Source organism: Paraburkholderia franconis, assembly GCF_009362735.1.
GTDB lineage: Bacteria > Pseudomonadota > Gammaproteobacteria > Burkholderiales > Burkholderiaceae > Paraburkholderia > Paraburkholderia franconis.
Window position 1 is genome coordinate 255,144 of the sequence record NZ_WHNP01000003.1, and the last position, 21,441, is coordinate 276,584.

Genomic DNA, 21,441 nt, shown 5'->3' on the forward strand with positions numbered 1-21,441 from the left:
TGAACCAAAGCCAGCAGCACCCCGACGCTTTGTCGGAGCAACATCGGGAGCGACGTCCCGACGCGCATTCGCCAACCCGTGCGGCGAACGACGAAGCACCTGCCACGCGTCATTACGATGAAGCGCAACTGGCGGCGCTTGCTTCGCGTATCCGGAGCTGGGCACGCGAACTGGGTTTCGGCGCGGTCGGCATCAGCGATATCGACCTGTCGAACGCTGAAGCGGGCCTTGCTGCATGGCTCGACGCGGGTTGCCACGGCGAGATGGATTATATGGCCAAACATGGGATGAAACGTGCGCGGCCAGCCGAGCTTGTGGCCGGAACGCGACGCGTGATTTCCGTGCGCATGGACTATTTGCCCGCACATTCGCCCCGTTCTTCGGATGTGCGAAAGGACGATGAAAGTGCGAGCGCGGACACTCGGAGCGTTCAGCACGACTGGCGACTGGAAGAACGCGCGCGTCTCGACGATCCGTCAGCGGCTGTCGTGTCGATCTACGCGCGCGGCCGCGACTATCACAAGGTGATGCGCAACCGTCTGCAGCAACTGGCCGGGCGGATCGAGGCGGAAGTCGGCCCGTATGGCCATCGCGTGTTCACCGATTCGGCGCCCGTGCTCGAAGTCGAGCTTGCGCAGAAGGCGGGCACGGGCTGGCGCGGCAAGCATACGTTGCTGCTGCAACGCGATGCGGGGTCGCTCTTTTTCCTCGGCGAGCTCTTCGTCGATCTGCCTTTGCCGACGGATGCCGAGACGGCCCCCGAGCGCGCGCCCGAAACGCCGGGCGCGCATTGCGGCAGTTGCGCGCGCTGCATCGGCGCATGTCCGACGGGCGCGATCGTCGCGCCGTATCAGGTCGATGCACGGCGCTGCATTTCCTATCTGACGATCGAACTGAAGGGCAGTATTCCCCAGGACTTGCGGCCGCTGATCGGCAATCGTGTGTATGGCTGCGACGATTGCCAGCTCGTATGTCCATGGAACAAGTTCGCGCAAGCCGCGCCCGTCGACGATTTCGATGTGCGTCATGGACTCGATCGCGCGTCGCTCGTCGAGCTGTTCGGCTGGAGCGCCGAGGACTTCGACACGCGCATGCAGGGCAGCGCGATCCGCCGCATCGGCTACGAGTGCTGGCTGCGCAATCTCGCCGTCGGCATGGGCAATGCGCTGCGGGCCGCGCCGCAGAGCCTTTCCGCCGACGCGCGCGCTGCCATCGTCGACGCGCTGCGCAAGCGCGCCGACGATCCGTCGCCGCTCGTGCGCGAGCATGTCGAGTGGGCGCTGGAAGCGGCTGAGCAACGTTGAATGGACCTTCCGAAAGGGGTGAGCACATCATGTTCGATGCAGTGATCGATGCGCCGTTCGGCAAGATCGGCTTGCGCGTGCAGGACGGACCCAAAGGCGAGACCGTGCGCGAAATCGTCTATCTGCCCGATTCGGTGGCGAACGTCGAGCCGCAGTCGCCCCTCGCGAAGCAGGCCGTCGAGCAGATCGAGCAATATTTGCAGCGCGCGTCCGCGACCTTCGATCTGCCGCTCGCCGATATCGGCACGCCTTTCCAGCGGCGCGTCTGGCAAGCGATCTGCGAGATTCCGCCGGGGGCGGTGCGGACCTACGGGCAGCTTGCGAAGAGCATCGGCAGCGTGCCGCGCGCCGTCGGCCAGGCGTGCGGATCGAACTTCTTTCCGATCGTGATTCCGTGTCATCGCGTGGTGGCGTCGGGCGGCATCGGTGGCTTTGCGCATACGGGCGGCGACGGCTACTATCGCAACGTCAAACGATGGCTGCTGAAACACGAGGGCGTACCCTACGCATGACTGATGTGCTGACCGAAGACGCGCGGCCCGCGTCGCCTCTGCTGCTGACGAGCGGCGCGTCGATCGACGCGTTCTGCGACGCGCTGTGGCTCGAACATGGGCTCGCGCGCAACACGCTCGATGCGTACCGCCGCGACTTGCGGCTCTTCTCCGAATGGCTCGCGGATACGCGCGATGCTTCACTGGACACGGCAACGGAAGCCGATCTGATGGCCTATAGCGCCGCGCGTGCGAAGGACAAGTCGACGTCGGCGAACCGGCGTCTGTCAGTGTTTCGCCGCTACTACGCGTGGGCCGTGCGCGAGCATCGCGCGGCGGCCGACCCGACGCTGCGCATCCGCTCGGCGAAGCAGCCGCCGCGTTTTCCGTCGACGCTGACGGAAGCGCAGGTCGAAGCGCTGCTGGGCGCGCCGGATGTGACGACGCCCCTGGGCTTGCGCGATCGCACGATGCTCGAGCTGATGTACGCGAGCGGCTTGCGTGTCAGCGAACTCGTGACGCTGAAGACGGTGGAAGTCGGCCTCAACGAAGGCGTCGTGCGCGTGATGGGCAAGGGCTCGAAGGAGCGGTTGATTCCGTTCGGCGAGGAGGCGCACGGATGGATCGAGCGCTATCTGCGCGAGTCGCGGCCCGCGCTGCTCGGCCGGCGTTCAGCCGATGCCCTGTTCGTCACCGCGCGCGCCGAAGGCATGACGCGCCAGCAGTTCTGGAACATCATCAAGCGCCACGCGATGACCGCGCATATTCACGCGCCGCTGTCGCCGCATACGCTGCGTCATGCGTTCGCGACGCATTTGCTGAACCACGGCGCAGACTTGCGCGTCGTGCAGCTGCTGCTCGGCCACACCGATATCTCGACGACGCAAATCTACACGCACGTCGCGCGCGAGCGCCTCAAGACGCTGCACGCGGTGCATCATCCGCGCGGGTGATTTTTTTGCGGCTGACTTTTCGCGCGCGATTCACGCGAGATCGCGCAATCGGTGCTTGAGAATCTTGCCCGTCGATGCGGCGGGCAGCGCGGCCAGCACCCTGATTTCGGCGGGCCGCTTGTACGGCGCGAGCCGCGTTTCGCACCATCGAGCGAGGTCGGCGGGCGTCGTGGTAGCGCCGCCGATCAGTTCGACGAACGCCACCACTTCTTCGTTGCCTTCCACCGCGCGCCCGATCACCGCGGACTGCAAGACATCGGGATGCGCATTCAGCGCCTGTTCGACTTCCGCCGGATACACGTTGAAGCCCGAGCGGATGATCAGCTCCTTGCTGCGCCCGGCGATATGCAGCGCGCCGTCCGCGTCCTGGCGCGCGAGATCGCCCGTCTTGAGCCAGCCGTCTGCGGTGACGGCGGCCTGCGTCTGCTGCGGGTTGCGGTAGTAGCCGAGCATCACGTTCGGTCCGCGCACCCACAGTTCGCCGACTTCGCCTTGCGCGACATCCGCGCCGTTCACGCCGACGAAGCGCACCTCGATGCCCGGGATCGGCTGGCCGACGGAGCAATCGGCGCGCGGCGCGTCGATCATCGTTTGCGAGACGGTCGGGCTGCTCTCGGTCATCCCGTAGCCGTTGTGAAGCGTGACGCCATACATGGCTTCGACGCGCGTCTTCAACGCGGCGTCGAGCGGCGAGCCGCCCGAGTACGCGAAACGCAGTTGCGGCGCGGACCACGTCAACCCGTTCGCCTGCAGATATTCGAGCAGCTTCGCGTGCATCGCGGGCACGCCCTGGAAGATCGACACGCGCTCTTCGGCGAGCGCGCGGCGCACGGCTTCGGGCGAGAAGCGCGGCGCGAGCCTGAGCGTCGCGCCCGCATACAGGCTGCCGAGACACACCGATGCAAGTCCGTACACATGCGAGATCGGCAACACGGCGTAGACGACGTCATAGGCATTGACTCGCCTCAGCGTGCTCGACATCGCCGCGATGAACAGCAGGTTGCGATGCGACAGCATTACGCCCTTCGGCGCGCCCGTCGTGCCCGTGGTGTAAATCAGCGCGGCGCATTGACGGTCGGCGGCGTTTTCGACGGGTTCCACTTGCGCTGCGTCGTCGATCGCGCAGGACCACGCGCCGATGTCGATATCGATGCCGGGCGCGGGCATCGCGCCGTGGCGTTCGGCGTGCTGCCGCGCATCGGGCGATGCGTCGACGGCATACGCGACGATGCGCGGCTTCGCGTGCGCGCGGATCGCATCGAGCTCGCCCGCCGACAGCCGCGCGTTCGACACCAGCGCCCACGCATCGAGCTTCGCGGTCGCGAACAGCAGCACGATTTGCACGATGCTGTTTTCCGCGACGATCATCACGCGGTCGCCGGCGCGCACGCCTTGCTCGCCCAGCAGCGCGGCGACGGCGTCCACGGCTTGTGCGAGTTGCGCGCGCGTGAGACGCCGTTCGTCCTCGATCAGCGCGACGTGCTGCGGATCGCGCGCGGCAATCAGCGCCGGAATATCGGCGATGCGCGCCGGGAGCGAGGCGAGCAGGGCGGCGGGATCAATGCGCTGCGGCGCGTCTTTCGCGACGGCAGGCCGCTGCGAGGCTGGCTTCAACGATGTCTCCTTCATGGACGATCCGTGCGCCTGGATCGGCTGCATGCCGTTGCGCCGGAAGGCTCTCGAACGAGCGTGCCATAATCCGCGAGCGCGCACAATTGGCCATCTGGCAAATGGTCGTTGCGTCGCGCGGACATTACAATGCGCCGATGAGTAAGTCCAGACACGTTTCCGAAACCCCTGCCACGCAGTTCCTGCGCCGTCACAAGGTGGAGTTCGGCGAGCATCCGTACGACTACGTCGACCACGGCGGCACGAGCGAATCGTCGCGGCAGCTTGGCGTCGACGAACACCACGTCGTCAAGACGCTCGTGATGGAGGACGAACAGGCCAAGCCGCTGATCGTGCTGATGCATGGCGACCGCACCGTGTCGACGAAGAATCTCGCGCGGCAGATCGGCGCGAAACGTGTGGAGCCGTGCAAGCCGGAAGTCGCGAGCCGGCATTCGGGTTATCTGATCGGCGGCACGTCGCCGTTCGGCACGAAGAAAGCGATGCCCGTGTACGTCGAATCGACCATACTCGAACTGGACAGGATATTGATCAACGGTGGGCGGCGCGGCTTTCTCGTCAGCATCGCGCCGGGCGTGCTGACGTCGCTGCTGTCCGCGAAGCCGGTGCAGTGCGCAAGCGTCGATTGAAGCGCGCATCTGTATCTGTAAAAGCGGGTGAACGCGGCGGTAGAATGTGCGCCGTTGCGCCTGCGCCGCCAGGAGACCCGCGCCGCTTGCTGCGCTTTCCAATACTGATAAGAGTTTCAACATGGAAAACCTGATTGTCGCCGTCGTGGCTTATCTGATCGGCTCGGTGTCGTTTGCCGTGATCGTCAGCGCCGCGATGGGACTCGCCGATCCGCGCTCATACGGCTCGAAGAACCCCGGCGCCACGAATGTGCTGCGTAGCGGCAACAAGAAGGCCGCGATTATCACGCTGATCGGCGACGCGTTCAAAGGCTGGATCGCCGTGTGGCTCACCGGGCATTTCTCGGCGCGTTTCGGACTCGACGATACGTCCGTCGCGATCGCCGCGATCGCCGTTTTTCTCGGCCACCTGTATCCCGTCTTCTTTCGCTTCAAGGGCGGCAAGGGCGTCGCGACGGCGGCGGGCGTGCTGCTCGCGATCAATCCCGTTCTTGGCATCGCGACGATGCTGACCTGGCTGATCGTCGCGTTCTTCACGCGCTACTCGTCGCTAGCTGCGCTGTGCTCGGCCATCTTCGCGCCGCTGTTCGACGGCTTTCTGTTCGGCGCGAACGTGATTGCGCTGGCTATCGTCGCGATGAGCGCGCTGCTGATCTGGCGTCACCGCGCGAACATCGCGAAGCTGGTGGCAGGGCAGGAAAGCCGCATCGGCGACAAGAAGAAAGCGGAAACGGCTACGCGGGCGGCGTCGAACAAGCACTGAACTTGCGAGAGGCGGCGACGCCGTATCGCTGCTTTTGTTCGAGCCGTATATCAAGCGATCGACATGCGCAGCCCGGCGAGCAGCGCATGTCCGGCACACATCAGTCGCGGAAGTTGTTGAAGTCGAGCGGCGTATCGGTCACGTCCTTGCGCAGCAGCGCGATCACGCTTTGCAGATCGTCGCGCTTCGTGCCCGACACGCGCACCGCATCGCCCTGAATGCTCGCCTGAACCTTGATCTTGCTGTCCTTCACGAGCTTGACGATTTTCTTCGCGAGATCGCCGGACACGCCCTTCTTCACGGTAACGACCTGCTTGACCTTGTCGCCGCCGATCTTCTCGATCTTGCCGTAGTCGAGGAAGCGCACGTCCACGCTGCGCTTCGCCATTTTCGACACGAGCACGTCCTTCACCTGGCCGAGCTTGAACTCGTCGTCGGCGTACGCGGTGAGCTCGCGCTCTTTCTGCTCGACGCGGGCGTCCGAGCCCTTGAAGTCGAAGCGCGTCGAGATTTCCTTGTTGGACTGCTCGACGGCGTTCTTCACTTCGATCATGTTGGCTTCGCAGACGACGTCAAACGATGGCATTGCATTCTCCCATTTGTATCGAGAGGCGGCGCGGCTGGACGGCTGCGCGCGACGCACTCGCTATAATCACGAACCGGTGTCATTTTACCGACCCCTTTCCCTTTTGCCCAAGGCTCGTGAACCGATTGCGCCGTACCGTTCGCGCTTCGCAGGGCGCTTGCCAGAACACCTGATGTCCGAGTCCGATCTGCTCCCGTTCGTCGCCGGCTTCCCGCTGAAGTCGCGCAACACCTTTGGCTTCGATGTGCGCGCGCGTCTCGCATGCCATATCGAAAGCGAGGCGCAGCTGCTTGCGGCCGTGCGCGATCCTCGCGTGGCGGGCTTGCGGCGACTCGTGCTGGGCGGCGGCAGCAACGTCGTGTTGACGGGCGATTTCGACGGCGTCGTGCTGCTGATCGCGCTGCGCGGACACAAGCTGGTCCGCGAGGACGCCGATGCATGGTACGTCGAAGCCGCTGCGGGCGAGATCTGGCACGACTTCGTTTCATGGACGCTCGCAGAGGGCATGCCAGGCCTCGAAAATCTCGCGCTGATTCCGGGCACGGTCGGCGCGGCGCCGATCCAGAACATCGGCGCGTATGGGTTGGAGATGTGCGAGCGCTTTGCGTCGCTGCGCGCAATCGAGATCGCGACGGGCGAGACGGTCGAACTCGATGCCGACGATTGCCGCTTCGGCTATCGCGACAGCTTTTTCAAGCAGGAAGGGCGCGACCGTTTCGTGATCACGTCGGTGACGTTCAGATTGCCGAAAGCGTGGACGCCGCGCGCCGGTTACGCGGATATCGCGCGCGAGCTTGCCGCCGTCGGCCTCGGCGATGCGACGCCCACGCCGCAGGCGATCTTCGATGCCGTCGTCGCCGTGCGCCGCGCAAAGCTTCCCGATCCGCTCGCGCTCGGCAACGCGGGGAGCTTTTTCAAGAATCCCGTCGTCGACGCGGCGCAGTTCGACGCCTTGCTCGCGAAGGAGCCGGAGATCGCCTCGTATCGGCAGCCGGATGGACGCGTGAAGCTCGCAGCGGGCTGGCTGATCGACCGCTGCGGCTGGAAGGGGCGTGCGATGGGCGCGGCGGGCGTGCATGAGCGCCAGGCGCTCGTGCTCGTGAATCGCGGCGGCGCGAGCGGGGCGGAGGTGCTGGCGCTCGCGAAAGCGATCCAGCAGGACGTGGCGCAGCGATTCGGCGTCGAGCTAGAGGCCGAGCCGGTTTGCCTTTGAGTTTGAAAGGCTCGCTCGGATGCGAGCCTGAAATGAAAAAGCGCCGGGTTTGAATCCGGCGCTTCGTCGTTTACAGCAGCGTTTTATCGCTTAGCCACGCTTGCGGCGTGCGTTTTCAGCGATACGCATACGCAGCGCGTTCAGCTTGATGAAGCCGCCGGCGTCGGCCTGGTTGTAGGCGCCGCCGTCGTCGTCGAACGTTGCGATGGTCTTGTCGAACAGCGTCTCCTTCGAGTCGCGCGCGACGACCGAAACGCTGCCCTTGTACAGCTTCACGCGCACCCAGCCGCTGACCTTCTCCTGCGTGTGGTCGATCAGCACCTGAATCGCGCGGCGCTCCGGGCTCCACCAGTAGCCGTTGTAGATCAGCGACGCGTAGCGGGCCATCAGGTCGTCCTTCAAGTGCGCGACTTCGCGGTCGAGCGTGATCGATTCGATGCCGCGGTGCGCCTTCAGCATGATCGTGCCGCCCGGCGTTTCATAGCAGCCGCGCGACTTCATGCCGACGTAGCGGTTCTCGACGAGATCCAGACGGCCGATGCCGTGCTTGCCGCCGAGGCGGTTCAGCTCGGTCAGCACTTCGGCGGGCGACATGCGCTTGCCGTTCAGCGCGACGGGGTCGCCGTGCTCGTACTCGACGTCGAGGTATTCCGGCTGATCCGGCGCTTCTTCCGGCGACACCGTCCAGCGCCACATTTCCGGTTCGGCTTCCGCCTTCGGGTCTTCGAGGTGACGGCCTTCGAACGAGATGTGCAGCAGGTTCGCGTCCATCGAGTACGGCGCGCCGCCTTGCTTGTGCTTCATTTCGATGGGAATGCCGGCCTTTTCTGCATACGCGAGCAGCTTTTCACGCGACAGCAGGTCCCATTCGCGCCACGGGGCGATCACCTTGATGCCCGGCTCCAGCGCGTAGTAGCCGAGTTCGAAGCGCACCTGGTCGTTGCCCTTGCCCGTCGCGCCGTGCGACACGGCTTGCGCGCCGCTCGCGCGCGCGATTTCGATCTGGCGCTTCGCGATCAGCGGACGCGCGATCGACGTGCCGAGCAGATACTCGCCTTCGTAGATCGTGTTCGCGCGGAACATAGGGAACACGAAGTCGCGCACGAACTCTTCGCGCAGGTCTTCGATATAGATGTTTTCCGGCTTGATGCCGAGTTGCAGCGCCTTCTTGCGAGCCGGTTCCAGTTCTTCGCCCTGGCCGATATCGGCCGTGAACGTGACGACTTCGGCGTCGTAGTTGTCCTGCAACCACTTCAGGATGACGGAGGTGTCGAGACCGCCCGAATAGGCGAGCACGACTTTGTTGATATCGCTCATGGTGAACTCGTAGCTGGGAGAACTGAGCGCGTCGGCCGGTCCGGCGCGCGGAAAAACCATATTTTGACACTAAACCGCCACATGTCCCGCGATTTCGGGTGCGACGGCCAGTGAGCCGAGGCATTCTCGCCGCGCGAGGCGCCTCGCTGGAGAGGCGGCGCGGAACTTGGCCGATGCCCCGTTTCCGCTCGCCGCCTGTCTGCTGCCGGTTTGCTGCCCGGCTTTTTATCTGCGTATCGCTTTGAACCTGCGTGTTGCTTTGAACGCCTTGCCGCCGGATCGCTCCGACGGCTTTTGCTGCGTTTGGCCGGATGCCTAGTGATTCAGCTTGCCGAGCAGCAGGAATTCCATCAGCGCCTTCTGCACGTGCAGACGGTTTTCCGCTTCGTCCCACACGACGCTCTGCGGCCCGTCGATTACTTCGGCGCTCACTTCCTCGCCGCGATGCGCGGGCAGGCAGTGCATGAAGAGGGCGTCCTTGTTCGCGCGCGACATCATGTTGGCATCGACGCACCAGTCGGCGAACGCTTTCTTGCGCGCTTCGTTTTCGGCTTCGAAGCCCATGCTGGTCCACACGTCCGTCGTGACGAGATCGGCGCCCTTGCAGGCCTGGTTCGGATCGTCGAATTCTTCGTAGAACGGCGCGCTTTCCGGTGAGACCAGCCCACGGTCGAGCTTGTAGCCCGGCGGCGTGGACAGGCGCAGCTTGAAACCGAGGATTTGCGCGGCTTCGATCCACGTATAGAGCATGTTGTTCGCGTCGCCGACCCACGCGACCGTCTTGCCGCGAATCGGGCCGCGATGCTCGTAGTACGTGAAGATGTCGGCGAGCACCTGGCACGGGTGATATTCGTTCGTCAGGCCGTTGATGACGGGCACGCGCGAATTTTCCGCGAAGCGCTGGATGATGTCCTGGCCAAACGTGCGGATCATGATGATGTCGACCATCCGCGAGATGACCTGCGCCGCGTCTTCGATCGGCTCGCCGCGGCCAAGCTGCGTATCGCGCGTGCTCATGAAGACGGCGTGACCGCCCAGCTGGAAGATGCCCGCTTCGAACGACAGGCGCGTGCGCGTCGAATTCTTCTCGAAGATCATCGCGAGCGTGCGGTCGTGCAGCGGATGATACGTCTCGTAGTTCTTGAACTTGCGCTTCAGGATGCGGGCGCGTTCGAGCACGTACTCGTAGTCTTCCAGCGAGAAATCGTTGAACTGCAGATAGTGGCGGATTGTCTTGGAGGTCATGAAACAAATACGGCGGATTCACCCGGGCGAAATTGCCGGACTGGGCCGCCGTCGTTTGTGGTAACTCAATGCAGCATAAAGGATTTTGAATGTTTTGACGAGTCGGCCAAAAGGCATGGGCGATGTTCCGGAACGCGCAAAGGACTGTTCCGAAGGGCTTGTGTGCAGTGCGGAAAAACCCTGGCTGCGCTATAATCTCAGAGTTTTCTCAAAGCCCGGCAGGCAGGTTTCACGCTTGCAGGACACGGCTTTCGCACATCCGGCATGCGCCGTATTGTGCGCCATCTGATCGCTGCCCGAAGCGCCCTCGCTGGCTCGCTGCGGCGGCCGGACTCCAAGGCTTGATGCAGGATTCACTGTGGGTTCGGGTGGTCGCAAGACGTGTTCGAACAGCGTTTTCTGGCAGCCATCTTTCGCCGGCTTGTCACTGGCAGTTCGCCGGGCAGTCACACAGGGTTTCGTACATGGCCGATACACCCCCAACCGAGTATTTCATTCAAGGCATCACGTCGGCCGGGCGCAAGTTTCGTCCGAGCGACTGGTCGGAGCGACTGGCGGGCGTGATGTCGTGTTTTGGTCCGGGCGCGAAAGGGCCGAACGCCCGTCTTCAGTATTCCCATTACGTGCGTCCCACCATGATCGGCGAGCTGAAATGCGTGATCCTCGATTCGCGGCTGCGGGACATCGAGCCGATGGCTTTCGACTTCGTGATGAATTTCGCCAAGGACAACGATCTGCTCGTCACCGAGGCGTGCGAGCTTCCGCCGGAGCATGAGGCGCAAAAAGCGTCATCGCGTTGAGGTGAGCGCGCGTCCGCGCAGCATCGGCAACAGGCTGGATGAACAATGGAACCCGCATCGGCGGGTTTTTTTGTGTCCGCAACTGGATCGGCTTCGCGCACCATCATCGATCGAAGCGCAAAGCGCGACGCGATGCGCAGCCCGGCGAAAAACAAAAAAGCCCGCGATGGCGGGCTTTGATGACGCAGCGGAAACAGGAAGCAGCTCGCTCGCGCGAGCTGCCGGATTCGACAATTTACTGCGCTGCGGGCGCTTGCAGACCCTTGATGGCTGCAGCGAGGCGGCTCTTATGGCGAGCTGCCTTGTTCTTGTGAACGATTTTCTTGTCGGCAATGATGTCCAGCGTCTTTGCCGATGCCTTGAAGATTTCAGCGGCTTGTGCTGCGTCGCCGGCTTCGATTGCCTTGCGGACAGCCTTGACAGCCGTGCGGTACTTCGAGCGCAGCGCCGAATTGTGCGAATTTGCCTTGGCGGCTTGACGGGCGCGCTTGCGTGCTTGTGCGGAGTTAGCCATGACGGTTCCTTATCCTGTTCCTGTTTCCAGTGCCTGCCTTTGACGACGGCGGGCGCTGCTTTTAGATCGAACCCCTGAGAGCGATTGCCCAAGGGCGCAAATATAGACAAACAACTGAGAACTACGTGAAATCCCGCTCGTTCCGACTCCGATGGAGTAGGGCAGAAAGGTGAGCGAGCTTCGAAACGGGCGATTATAGCAACAAAATCAGACACGTGGCAACCGCGTGCAGTCCCGGCTTCACTGGCTCACGAGTGCGCGCCGGCGGCGCGCGCGCCATCGAAGGCCGTCCGGTGTCGTGAGCGGACGGCCTGGCGAGCCCGCGCGACCGCTCGAAAGACGCGAATCCTTCACAAATTCGCGGTCGAATCGAACGTATTTCGCGCAACACGGTCCGATTCGGTCCCGATTACGAGGAATCTTGCCCTGACATGCTGACCGCCCTGGGCGCACCCGTATAATAAGCGCCCCATGAATCTATTCCGAGCCCTGCTGACGGTCAGCGGCTTCACGCTGCTTTCGCGCGTGACCGGACTGGCCCGCGAGACCCTGATCGCCCGCGCATTCGGCGCGAGCCAGTACACCGACGCGTTCTACGTCGCTTTCCGAATCCCGAATCTGCTGCGCCGGATTTCCGCCGAGGGTGCGTTCTCGCAAGCCTTCGTGCCGATCCTCGCCGAGTTCAAGAACCAGAAGGGCCACGACGCGACGAAGGCGCTCGTCGATGCGACCTCGACGGTGCTCGCCTGGGCGCTGGCGATTCTCTCCCTGCTGGGCGTGGCGGGCGCGACGTGGGTCGTGTTCGTGGTCGCGTCCGGCCTGCGCAGCGACGGCCAGGCGTTCACGCTGGCCGTGTCGATGACGCGGATCATGTTTCCTTACATCGTGTTCATTTCGCTGACGTCGCTGGCGTCGGGCGTGCTGAACACGTACAAGAACTTTTCGCTGCCCGCGTTCGCGCCCGTGCTGCTGAACGTCGCGTTCATCGTCGCGGCCGTGTTCGTCGCGCCGCATATGAAGGTGCCCGTTTTCGCGCTCGCGTGGGCGGTGATCGCGGGCGGCGTCGCGCAGTTCGTCGTGCAGCTGCCGGGCCTGAAGAAGATCGACATGATCCCGCGCATCGGGCTCGATCCGTTCAAGGCGATCGCGCATCGTGGCGTGAAGCGCGTGCTCGCGAAGATGGTGCCGGCGATGTTCGCGGTATCGGTTGCGCAGATCAGCCTCATCATCAATACGAACATCGCGTCGCACATCGGGCCTGGCGCCGTCTCGTGGATCAACTACGCGGACCGCCTGATGGAGTTCCCGACGGCGCTGCTCGGCGTCGCGCTCGGCACGATCCTGCTGCCGAGCCTGTCGAAGGCGCACGTCGATGCCGACGCGCACGAGTACTCGTCGCTGCTCGACTGGGGCTTGCGCGTGACGTTCCTGCTCGCCGCGCCGAGCGCGATCGCACTGTTCTTCTTCGCCGAGCCGCTCACGGCGACGCTCTTCCATTACGGCAAGTTCGACGGCAACGCGGTGGTGATGGTGGGGCGCGCGCTGGCTGCGTACGGCGTCGGCCTGATCGGCCTCATTCTGATCAAGATCCTCGCGCCCGGTTTCTACGCGAAGCAGGACATCAAGACGCCCGTGAAGATCGGCATCTTCGTTCTGGTCGTCACGCAGCTGAGCAACTACGTGTTCGTGCCGATCTTCGCGCATGCGGGGCTGACGCTGTCGGTCGGGCTCGGCGCTTGCGTCAACGCGCTGTGCCTTTTCATCGGCTTGCGGCGGCGCGGCATCTATATGCCGTCGTCGGGCTGGACCGTGTTCTTCGTGCAGATGATCGGCGCGTGTCTCGTGCTGGCGGGCGTCATGCACTGGTTCGCGATCAACTTCGACTGGATCGGCATGCATGCCCAGCCCGTGCGGCGCATGGTGCTGCTGGCGGCGTGCCTGGTGCTGTTTGCCGCGCTATATTTCGGTATGCTGTGGCTGATGGGCTTCAAGTGCGCGTATTTCAAAAGGCGAGTGAAGTGATCACGATGACGCGGGTTCTCGATTATTTCAGCGCGCTCGTCGCCGAAGACGATGGGTTTCCGCTCACGGAAGCGGCGCTGTCGCTCGCGCAGGACGCCTATCCCGATCTCGATCTGCAAGCGGTGCTCGCGGAGATAGACGAACTCGCGCTGCGCGTCAAACGCCGCATTCCCGACGACGCCGACATCCAGCAGCGCGTCGGCATTCTCAATCGCTATTTCTTTCGCGAGCTAGGCTTCGCGGCGAACGTCAACGACTACTACGATCCCGACAACAGCCACCTGAACATGGTGCTCAAGCGCCGGCGCGGCATTCCGATCTCGCTCGCGGTGCTGTATCTGGAGATGGCGTCGCAGGTCGATATTCCCGTGCGCGGCGTGTCGTTTCCCGGACATTTCCTGCTGCGCGTCACGCTGCCCGAAGGCGACGCGATGATCGACCCGACCACGGGCCATCCGCTGACGGAACACGAGATGGTCGAGATGCTGGAGCCTTATGTCGCGAAGGCGGGCGAGTCGGTGGGCCGCGCGCTGCGCATGCTGCTGCAACCGGCGATGCGCCGCGAGATCGTCGCGCGCATGTTGCGCAACCTGAAGGCGACGTATCTGCAGACGGAACGCTGGCAGCGGCTGCTCGCCGTGCAGCAGCGTCTTGTGATCCTGTTGCCGGAGAACATCGAGGAAGTGCGCGATCGCGGCTTCGCGTATGCGCGGCTGGATTACCTGAGGCCCGCGCTCGAAGACCTCGAACGCTATCTCGACGACAGGCCGGATGCCGAAGACGCAACGGTCGTCGAATCGCAGCTGAGCGAATTGCGGCAGCGCACGCAGCACAACGATCGCGATTGATCGGTTGACGCGTTGTTCCGATCCAAACGAAAACGCCTGCGCAGAACATGCGCAGGCGTTTTTCATTGCAGCGGCCGTTCGTGTATGGCGCGTGTTGCGCTCACTTCGGCTGCATGCGAATCGCGCCGTCGAGGCGGATCACTTCGCCGTTCAACATCGGGTTGTCGAAGATCTGCTTGACGAGCATCGCGTACTCGTTCGGCTTGCCGAGCCGGGGCGGGAACGGCACCATCGCGCCGAGCGCGTCCTGCACTTCCTGCGGCATGCCGAGCAGCATCGGCGTTTCGAAGATGCCGGGCGCGATCGTCATCACGCGGATCGCATTGCGCGACAGATCGCGCGCGACCGGCAGCGTCATGCCCGCGACGCCTGCCTTCGACGCCGCATACGCGGCCTGGCCGATCTGTCCGTCGAACGCGGCCACGGATGCCGTGTTGACGATCACGCCCCGTTCGCCGAGCGCATTCGGCTCGTGCTTCGACATTTCGGCGGCTGCGAGTCGAATCATGTTGAACGTGCCGACGAGATTGATCGAGATCGTGCGCGCGAACGAATGCAGCGGATGCGGGCCGTCCTTGCCGATCGTTTTCATCGCGGGCGCGACACCCGCGCAATTGACGAGGCCGCGCAGCGTGCCGAGCTTCATCGCCGCTTCGACGGCCTGCACGGCATCGTCTTCGCGGCTCACATCGCACTTGACGAACACGCCGCCCAGTTCCTGCGCGAGTGTCTCGCCCGCTTCGTGATTCAGGTCCGCGAGCACGACCTTGCCGCCACCTTCCGCGATCATGCGCGCCGTCGCGGCGCCGAGCCCCGATGCGCCGCCCGTGATCAGAAACACGTTGTCCTTGATGTCCATGTCTTCTCCTTGATTGGATGCGTTGATCGCGTGATTCGAATATTTATCGCTGAACGATTTTAACGGCTCGACCCGACGCGTCAAACCGCGCAAAACGGCAACGGCTGTCACACGTGCGTCGATATTTCCGGTGCCTCCGCTCAGTGCTCCAAATGAGCCGCGACGTCGCGAAGCAAAGCGCGATGCCAAACAAAAAACCCGCCGTGAGAGGCGGGTTCTTCGTATATTACGTGGCCTTGCGTGACGAAGCGTGCTGCTTACTTCAGCGCGTCGAACACGCGAGCACGGATTTCATCGACCGTGCCGAGGCCCGAGATGCGGCGGTATTGCGGCGCCTTCAGTGAAGTGGACGCGTCGCCTTTCTGCGCCCAGTCGTTGTAGTAGTCGATCAGCGGCTTCGTCTGCGCGACATACACGTCGAGGCGCTTCTTCACCGTCTCTTCCTTGTCGTCGTCGCGCTGGATCAGCGGCTCGCCCGTCACGTCGTCGATACCTTCGACCTTCGGCGGATTGAACTTCACGTGATACGTGCGGCCCGATGCCGGGTGTGTGCGGCGGCCGCTCATGCGCGTGATGATCTCGTCGAACGGGACATCGATTTCGAGCACATAGTCGATGGGCACGCCCGCCTGCTTCATCGCTTCCGCCTGCGGGATCGTGCGCGGGAAGCCGTCGAAGAGGTAGCCGTTCGCGCAGTCCGGCTGTTGCAGGCGTTCCTTGACGAGGTTGATGATGAGTTCGTCGGTGACGAGTTCACCCGCATCCATGTAGCGCTTTGCTTCGATGCCAAGCGGCGTGCCCGCTTTGACCGCAGCGCGCAGCATATCGCCCGTCGAAATTTGCGGAATGCCGAACTTCTCCTTGATGAAGTTGGCCTGGGTGCCCTTGCCCGCGCCAGGAGCGCCCAACAGGATCAAACGCATTTGATATCTCCAGATTTATGTCAATTCTGTGCGGCGCGCTGTTTGCGGCAGTCTGCGCTCTTGATTTTTCGTTGCACGCTGTTTCCGTCGGGCAGGTCTTCACTGCGAGCTTCGCGCAGCACGTCATATACGGCGCTGCGAAACAGACGACAGAACAAGCGGCTTATAACTACGGGCGAATGGCGATATCGATTGATGCGCACCGATATCGGAGTGAATCGCATGAACGACCGATTATGCCATGGCTTTTTACACAGACGACCCAAAAAACGCCTGTACGCGGGCAAGATCTTCCGGTGTGTCGACGCCTGGCAGCGGCGCGTCCTGCGTGACGAGCACGGCGATCCGCTCGCCGTGCCACATCGCGCGCAACTGTTCGAGGGCTTCCGCCTGTTCGATCGGCGAAATCGACAAGCTCGGGTAAGTACGGAGAAACTTCGCGCGATACGCATACAACCCGATATGCCGATAGACGGTGGCGGGCGCGGGCGGCGCAGGCATCTTCGCGACGTTAGGCCAGTGCGGCTGGTACGCATCGCGGGCCCACGGAATCGGCGCGCGCGAGAAGTACAGCGCGACGCCGCGCGCGTCCAGCACCACTTTGACCACGTTCGGATTGAACACGTCCGCCGGCTCGTGGATCGGATGCGCGGCCGTTGCGATCGCGCAGCCGTCCGTGGCCGCGAGATGCGACGCTACGCCACGCACCAGCGCGGGATCGATCAGCGGCTCGTCGCCCTGCACGTTGACGACGATCGTGTCGTCGCTCCAGCCGTAGTGCGACGCGACTTCCGCGAGACGGTCCGTGCCCGACGGATGATCGGCGCGCGTCATCATCGCGTCGATGCCGTGCGCGCGCGCAACGTCGAACACCGATTGCGCGTCGGTCGCGACGAGCACGCGCTGCGCGCCCGATTCGAGCGCGCGCTCCGCGACACGCACGACCATCGGCTTGCCCCCGATATGGGCGAGCGGCTTGTTCGGCAGACGCGTCGACGCAAGCCGGGCCGGAACGACGGCGATGAAGGGCGGAGTGTGCTGGGTATCGGTCATCGGTGGAGCGGCCGTGTTGGGCTCGACTTAAAGGAGGCTCGAAAGGGGCTCAGCGCAAAAGGGCCAGCGTAAAAGGCCACCGTAAAGGGCCACCATAGGCCCGAAGCGCCGAGAAAAAAGCGCCGCCATGATCGGCGGCGCGTTTGGGTTCGGTGCTCTCGCTTGCCGTCAACGGGACAACGACGTGCCCGTTACGGCGACTCATCGCGCGTCATCATCGGCGCGGAGTCGGCAGGCGAATCACGCAACCGAGCCGGGGTTCAGATCGACGGGCGTGCCTTCGACCGTCTGACGCGCTTCGTCGACGAGCATCACGGGAATGCCGTCGCGGATCGGATAGGCGAGCTTGTCTGCGCTGCAGATCAACTCCTGCGCGGCGCGATCGTAGCTGAGCGGGCCCTTACAGATCGGGCAAACGAGGATTTCAAGCAGGCGAGCGTCCACGGACTTTCTCCACAACAAGTGCAATGAGGCGATGATCGAGCGTGGCTTCGACGGGAACGACCCACAGCCGCGCGTCACGCCAGGACGCCAATTTTACCGCATCCTTTTCGGTGATCAGGATGGCGTCGGCGTCCACGTCGACGAACGGATTCGCACTGAACGCGTAATGATCGGGCAGCGCGCGCGTCTCGGGCGCGAGGCCCGCCGCGCGCAGCGTCGCAAAGAAGCGCTCCGGCGCGCCGATGCCCGCGGCGGCCAGCACGCGCTCGCCCGCGAACTGCGCAAGCGGGCGGCGCAGGCGCGGATTGTCGAGATGCCAGGCGTCGCCGGGCGCAAGCTCCAGCGAGAACGTGTTCGGCCACGGCGGCAGCACGCGGTCGTACGGATTGTTGATCAGCGTTGCGTCTCGCTTGCGCGACAGCGGTTCGCGCAATGGGCCAGCGGGCAGCAGAAAACCGTTGCCGCCCAGCCGGTGATCGAACACGACGATCTCCGCGTCGCGCTGGAGCCGGTAGTGCTGCAGGCCGTCGTCGCTGACGATCACATCGACATTGCGATGCGCGAGGCACAGCGCCTCGGCGGCAGCCACGCGGTCGGGACACACGAACACGGGCGCGCCCGTGCGGCGCGCGATCAGCAGCGGCTCGTCGCCCGCTTGCGTGGCATTCGAAGTCGGCGTGACGAGCGTCGGCAGCGTGATCTTCGCGCCGTAGCCGCGCGACACGATGCCCGGCGTGAAGCCCGCGCTGCGCAATGCCTGAACGAGCGCGATCACGGTCGGCGTCTTGCCCGTGCCGCCGACTGTCACGTTGCCCACGACGACGATAGGCACGCGAACGCGCACCGACTTCAGCCAGCCGAGCGAGTACGCGGAGCGGCGCGCGAGCGCGATCGCGCCGAAGATGCACGCGAACGGTGTCATCGCCCACGCAAGCGGGCCGCGCTTCTGCCACTCGCGCGCAATACGCGCTTCGATGCGGGACGCGAGTTCGCTCATCGGAAGCAAGCCGGCCAGCGCGGCGCGTCAGACAGAACGGACAGTGCGAACATCAACGGGCATCTCCGGGCGGTCGGCTGCACCGACGGTTGAAAGACAAGGACGAAAGGGAACCACGAAACGCGGACGACAAAAGTGGCAACAGCAAAGCGGCAGCGCCGGGTCAGCCATGGGACGGCCCAGGCGCCTGATAAGCACGAGACGAACCATCCCGACAGGGCGCGCATCCATATCGACCAGATTCCGCCCGAACCCGGCACTCTAGCGCGCGAGCGGCGTCGGCCGCAAGTCGGGACGGCCTTCGTGCGCGAGGCAGGCGCCGCTCATGCTCAATCCATAGTCTGTGGATAACTTTGTGGAGAACGTGGCTTGCAGACTGTCGGAAAGGCCGTCGCGCAAGCCTCAGATCGGTGAACGGGAACTCTCGCCGACCAAAAAATGTTTAAAAATCATAAAGTTGGATGGTATCAAGTGGGCTCTTGAGCACTTTCACGCCGCCAAATCAAGGCGCTCCCGACATGTGGACACTTTTAACAATCCGGCTAAAGCCCCTGACGAGGTGCTGGACCTGACTGGCCGATCGGTCTATCGTCTGTCCGGCCTGTTCACACAATTCCTCGCATGAATTCCGAAAGTCCTTTCTCGTCCGCCGCCGGAGCGGGCGGCGATGCTGTCGTTCCCGTATCGGCGCTCAACCGTGCAATCGGGACGATGCTCGAACGCACGTTTCCTCTCGTCTGGGTATCCGGCGAGGTGTCGAACTTCACGCGCGCCGCCAGCGGACACTGGTACTTCTCGATCAAGGACGCGCAGGCGCAGATGCGCTGCGTGATGTTTCGTGGCCGCGCGCAATACGCCGAGTTCACGCCGCGCGAAGGCGACAAGATCGAAGTGCGCGCGCTCGTCACGATGTATGAGCCGCGCGGCGAGCTTCAGCTGAATGTCGAAGCCGTGCGCCGTACGGGCCAGGGTCGGCTGTACGAAGCGTTTCTGCGTCTGAAGGCGCAACTCGAAGCCGAAGGCCTGTTCGACCCGCAACGCAAGCGCGCATTGCCCGCGCATCCGCGCTCGATCGGCATCGTCACGTCGTTGCAGGCGGCCGCGTTGCGCGACGTGCTGACGACGCTCGCGCGCCGCGCCCCGCATATTCCCGTGATCGTCTATCCGGCGCCCGTGCAGGGCGCAGGCGTGGGTGCGAAGCTGGCTGCGATGGTCGAGTTAGCGAGCCGTCGGCGCGAGGTGGATGTGCTGATCGTCTGTCGGGGCGGCGGCTCGATTGAAGACCTGTGGGCGTTCAACGAAGAAGTGCTGGCACGAGCGATTGCGGCGAGCGAAGTACCCGTTGTGAGCGGCGTCGGTCACGAAACCGACTTCACGATCGCCGACTTCGCCGCTGACGTTCGCGCGCCGACACCCACGGGCGCCGCCGAACTCGTCAGTCCGCAGCGCGTGTTGCTGCTGCGCGATCTCGATCATCGGCATGCATCGCTTGCGCGCGGCTTTGGCCGCATGATGGAGCGCCGCGCGCAACAGCTCGACTGGCTCGCGCGACGTCTCGTGTCGCCCGCTGAAAGGCTCGCGCGGCAACGCACGCATCTTCAGCAGCTATGTGCGCGTCTCGCGTCGGCGGGGGCGCGGCCCGTGCGCGATGCGCGCGCGCATTTTTCGCTCGTGCAGATGCGCTGGCAGCGCTGGCGTCCCGATCTCTCCCAGCATCGTGCAACTGTGAACGGGCTTGGCGAACGGCTGGAGCGCGCATTGTTGCGTCAGCATGAAAGACACCTTGCCCGAGTGGAAACACTTGCTGCGCGGCTCGAAGTATTGAGTCCGCAACGCACGCTCGAGCGCGGCTATGCGGCGCTGCTCGATGCGCAAAGCGGACGCGCGGTCCGTGCGCCATCGGCATTGAAGCCCGGCCGGCGCATGACGCTTCATCTCGCGGAAGGCTCGGCGGACATCGCGCTTTCGGATGTGCAGCCGCGTCTTACGGATGGCTTTTGATGTGCGCCAGGCACAGTACTTTTGACCTTCGTATGACGTGTGCAAACGCGCTGCGCGAGCATTAATTACGCTGCCCGCGCAGCGCGTTTTCGCAATGAACGCCATAAAGGGCTTGTGTTTGCGGGGTTATTCCAAGTCGCCTACAATCGAGTGCTCCACAGCGTTATCCGCAGACTCCCCATAAACAGATACAAAGGAATAGCACCATGGAACATACGCTCCCGCCGCTGCCTTTCGCAAAGAACGCGCTCGCTCCGCACATGTCGGAAGAGACGCTTGAATTTCACTACGGCAAGCACCACCAGACCTATGTGACGAACCTGAACAATCTGATCAAGGGTACCGAGTTCGAAAAGCTGTCGCTGGAAGAGATCGTCAAGAAGTCGTCGGGCGGTGTCTTCAACAACTCCGCGCAAGTGTGGAACCACACGTTCTTCTGGAACAGCCTGTCGCCGCAGGGCGGTGGCGCGCCGAAGGGCAAGCTGGCGGACGCGATCAACGCGAAGTGGGGCTCCTTCGACAAGTTCAAGGAAGAATTCACGAAGACGGCAGTCGGCACGTTCGGCTCGGGCTGGGCCTGGCTCGTGAAGAAGGCTGACGGTTCGCTCGACCTGGTGTCGACCAGCAATGCCGCCACGCCGCTGACCACGGACGCGAAGCCGCTGCTCACGATCGACGTGTGGGAACACGCGTACTACATCGACTATCGCAACGCACGTCCGAAGTTCGTCGAAGCGTACTGGAACATCGTGAACTGGGATTTCGCTGAAAAGAACTTTGCGTAAGTTCTTCTTCTTTTGCTGAAGCTGAAGTTCAGGATTCGCACAGAAAAAAGCCCTCGTTTCGAGGG

General features: G+C 63.6%; 23 protein-coding genes. 13 read left to right on the top strand and 10 right to left on the bottom strand.

Annotated features, from left to right (window positions below):
* The first annotated feature begins 128 nt into the window (after nucleotides 1-128).
* The 3 genes from queG to xerD are packed head-to-tail and all read left to right on the top strand — an operon-like array spanning nucleotide 129 to nucleotide 2,748.
* Complete coding sequence (queG, locus tag GCT13_RS04600; protein ID WP_407670747.1) at nucleotides 129-1,304, top strand: tRNA epoxyqueuosine(34) reductase QueG; 1,176 nt, start codon at nucleotides 129-131, stop codon at nucleotides 1,302-1,304.
* Nucleotides 1,305-1,333: 29 nt separating this feature from the next.
* The gene (locus tag GCT13_RS04605; RefSeq protein ID WP_152755566.1) at nucleotides 1,334-1,816 is read left to right on the top strand and encodes a methylated-DNA--[protein]-cysteine S-methyltransferase; all 483 of its coding nucleotides are present in this window, start codon (nucleotides 1,334-1,336) and stop codon (nucleotides 1,814-1,816) included.
* Entirely contained in the window at nucleotides 1,813-2,748 is a 936-nt protein-coding gene (gene xerD / locus GCT13_RS04610; RefSeq protein WP_152755567.1) for a site-specific tyrosine recombinase XerD, read from the top strand. The genes GCT13_RS04605 and xerD overlap by 4 nt, the downstream gene beginning before the upstream one ends.
* Before the next feature lie 30 nt (nucleotides 2,749-2,778).
* Here the strand turns inward: xerD and GCT13_RS04615 are convergent, their stop codons facing one another.
* A complete protein-coding gene (locus tag GCT13_RS04615; protein ID WP_152755568.1) occupies nucleotides 2,779-4,377 on the bottom strand; it encodes a class I adenylate-forming enzyme family protein in 1,599 nt (532 codons plus the stop codon).
* 137 nt (nucleotides 4,378-4,514) lie between these two features.
* On the opposite strand from GCT13_RS04615, the gene ybaK reads away from it, so the two are divergent.
* Together ybaK and plsY are read left to right on the top strand one after the other, a co-directional pair.
* Nucleotides 4,515-5,006, top strand: a complete 492-nt coding sequence (gene ybaK, locus GCT13_RS04620; RefSeq protein ID WP_152755569.1) for a Cys-tRNA(Pro) deacylase — start codon at nucleotides 4,515-4,517, stop codon at nucleotides 5,004-5,006.
* A 121-nt stretch (nucleotides 5,007-5,127) separates the two neighbouring features.
* A complete protein-coding gene (gene plsY, locus GCT13_RS04625) occupies nucleotides 5,128-5,769 on the top strand; it encodes a glycerol-3-phosphate 1-O-acyltransferase PlsY (RefSeq protein ID WP_152755570.1) in 642 nt (213 codons plus the stop codon).
* Between the two features lie 100 nt (nucleotides 5,770-5,869).
* Here the strand turns inward: plsY and GCT13_RS04630 are convergent, their stop codons facing one another.
* A complete protein-coding gene (locus tag GCT13_RS04630; protein WP_087739445.1) occupies nucleotides 5,870-6,355 on the bottom strand; it encodes a YajQ family cyclic di-GMP-binding protein in 486 nt (161 codons plus the stop codon).
* 172 nt (nucleotides 6,356-6,527) lie between these two features.
* On the opposite strand from GCT13_RS04630, the gene murB reads away from it, so the two are divergent.
* A complete protein-coding gene (gene murB / locus GCT13_RS04635) occupies nucleotides 6,528-7,568 on the top strand; it encodes a UDP-N-acetylmuramate dehydrogenase (RefSeq protein WP_152755571.1) in 1,041 nt (346 codons plus the stop codon).
* Nucleotides 7,569-7,658: 90 nt separating this feature from the next.
* On the opposite strand, the gene GCT13_RS04640 is transcribed toward murB, so the two are convergent.
* Complete coding sequence (locus GCT13_RS04640) at nucleotides 7,659-8,885, bottom strand: argininosuccinate synthase (RefSeq protein WP_152755572.1); 1,227 nt, start codon at nucleotides 8,883-8,885, stop codon at nucleotides 7,659-7,661.
* Between the two features lie 315 nt (nucleotides 8,886-9,200).
* On the bottom strand, nucleotides 9,201-10,130 hold the full coding sequence (gene argF, locus GCT13_RS04645; protein ID WP_152755573.1) for an ornithine carbamoyltransferase: 930 nt from the start codon (nucleotides 10,128-10,130) through the stop codon (nucleotides 9,201-9,203).
* A gap of 464 nt (nucleotides 10,131-10,594) precedes the next feature.
* Here argF and GCT13_RS04650 point away from each other — a divergent pair, with 464 nt between their 5' ends.
* Nucleotides 10,595-10,930, top strand: a complete 336-nt coding sequence (locus GCT13_RS04650; protein ID WP_152755649.1) for a DUF3579 domain-containing protein — start codon at nucleotides 10,595-10,597, stop codon at nucleotides 10,928-10,930.
* Between the two features lie 45 nt (nucleotides 10,931-10,975).
* Complete coding sequence (locus GCT13_RS50485) at nucleotides 10,976-11,110, top strand: hypothetical protein (protein ID WP_265335269.1); 135 nt, start codon at nucleotides 10,976-10,978, stop codon at nucleotides 11,108-11,110.
* 55 nt (nucleotides 11,111-11,165) lie between these two features.
* On the opposite strand, the gene rpsT is transcribed toward GCT13_RS50485, so the two are convergent.
* Entirely contained in the window at nucleotides 11,166-11,444 is a 279-nt protein-coding gene (rpsT, locus tag GCT13_RS04655; RefSeq protein ID WP_054916931.1) for a 30S ribosomal protein S20, read from the bottom strand.
* A 471-nt stretch (nucleotides 11,445-11,915) separates the two neighbouring features.
* Here rpsT and murJ point away from each other — a divergent pair, with 471 nt between their 5' ends.
* Nucleotides 11,916-13,466: a murein biosynthesis integral membrane protein MurJ gene (gene murJ, locus GCT13_RS04660; protein WP_152755574.1), complete on the top strand. Its 1,551-nt coding sequence runs from the start codon at nucleotides 11,916-11,918 to the stop codon at nucleotides 13,464-13,466.
* A gap of 5 nt (nucleotides 13,467-13,471) precedes the next feature.
* Entirely contained in the window at nucleotides 13,472-14,314 is an 843-nt protein-coding gene (locus GCT13_RS04665; protein ID WP_152755650.1) for a SirB1 family protein, read from the top strand.
* A 100-nt stretch (nucleotides 14,315-14,414) separates the two neighbouring features.
* On the opposite strand, the gene GCT13_RS04670 is transcribed toward GCT13_RS04665, so the two are convergent.
* The 5 genes from GCT13_RS04670 to lpxK all read right to left on the bottom strand — a co-directional run bounded on the left by GCT13_RS04670 (nucleotide 14,415) and on the right by lpxK (nucleotide 18,590).
* Nucleotides 14,415-15,173: a 3-hydroxyacyl-CoA dehydrogenase gene (locus GCT13_RS04670; protein WP_152755575.1), complete on the bottom strand. Its 759-nt coding sequence runs from the start codon at nucleotides 15,171-15,173 to the stop codon at nucleotides 14,415-14,417.
* Nucleotides 15,174-15,430: 257 nt separating this feature from the next.
* Entirely contained in the window at nucleotides 15,431-16,096 is a 666-nt protein-coding gene (adk, locus tag GCT13_RS04675; protein WP_152755576.1) for an adenylate kinase, read from the bottom strand.
* Between the two features lie 249 nt (nucleotides 16,097-16,345).
* Nucleotides 16,346-17,149 carry a 3-deoxy-manno-octulosonate cytidylyltransferase gene (gene kdsB / locus GCT13_RS04680; protein WP_152755577.1) on the bottom strand — a complete coding sequence of 268 codons (804 nt, stop codon included), beginning with the start codon at nucleotides 17,147-17,149 and terminating at the stop codon, nucleotides 16,346-16,348.
* 240 nt (nucleotides 17,150-17,389) lie between these two features.
* Nucleotides 17,390-17,593 carry a Trm112 family protein gene (locus GCT13_RS04685; protein WP_321574186.1) on the bottom strand — a complete coding sequence of 68 codons (204 nt, stop codon included), beginning with the start codon at nucleotides 17,591-17,593 and terminating at the stop codon, nucleotides 17,390-17,392.
* Nucleotides 17,574-18,590: a tetraacyldisaccharide 4'-kinase gene (gene lpxK, locus GCT13_RS04690; protein WP_152755578.1), complete on the bottom strand. Its 1,017-nt coding sequence runs from the start codon at nucleotides 18,588-18,590 to the stop codon at nucleotides 17,574-17,576. The genes GCT13_RS04685 and lpxK overlap by 20 nt, the downstream gene beginning before the upstream one ends.
* Nucleotides 18,591-18,945: 355 nt before the next feature.
* Between lpxK and GCT13_RS04695 the strand changes: the two genes are divergently transcribed.
* The 3 genes from GCT13_RS04695 to GCT13_RS04705 all read left to right on the top strand — a co-directional run bounded on the left by GCT13_RS04695 (nucleotide 18,946) and on the right by GCT13_RS04705 (nucleotide 21,376).
* Nucleotides 18,946-19,215, top strand: a complete 270-nt coding sequence (locus GCT13_RS04695; protein WP_152755579.1) for a hypothetical protein — start codon at nucleotides 18,946-18,948, stop codon at nucleotides 19,213-19,215.
* The gene (xseA, locus tag GCT13_RS04700) at nucleotides 19,212-20,591 is read left to right on the top strand and encodes an exodeoxyribonuclease VII large subunit (RefSeq protein ID WP_152755580.1); all 1,380 of its coding nucleotides are present in this window, start codon (nucleotides 19,212-19,214) and stop codon (nucleotides 20,589-20,591) included. Before GCT13_RS04695 ends, xseA begins: the two co-directional genes overlap by 4 nt.
* 206 nt (nucleotides 20,592-20,797) lie before the next feature.
* Nucleotides 20,798-21,376 carry a superoxide dismutase gene (locus GCT13_RS04705; protein WP_090865657.1) on the top strand — a complete coding sequence of 193 codons (579 nt, stop codon included), beginning with the start codon at nucleotides 20,798-20,800 and terminating at the stop codon, nucleotides 21,374-21,376.
* Nucleotides 21,377-21,441: the final 65 nt, after the last annotated feature.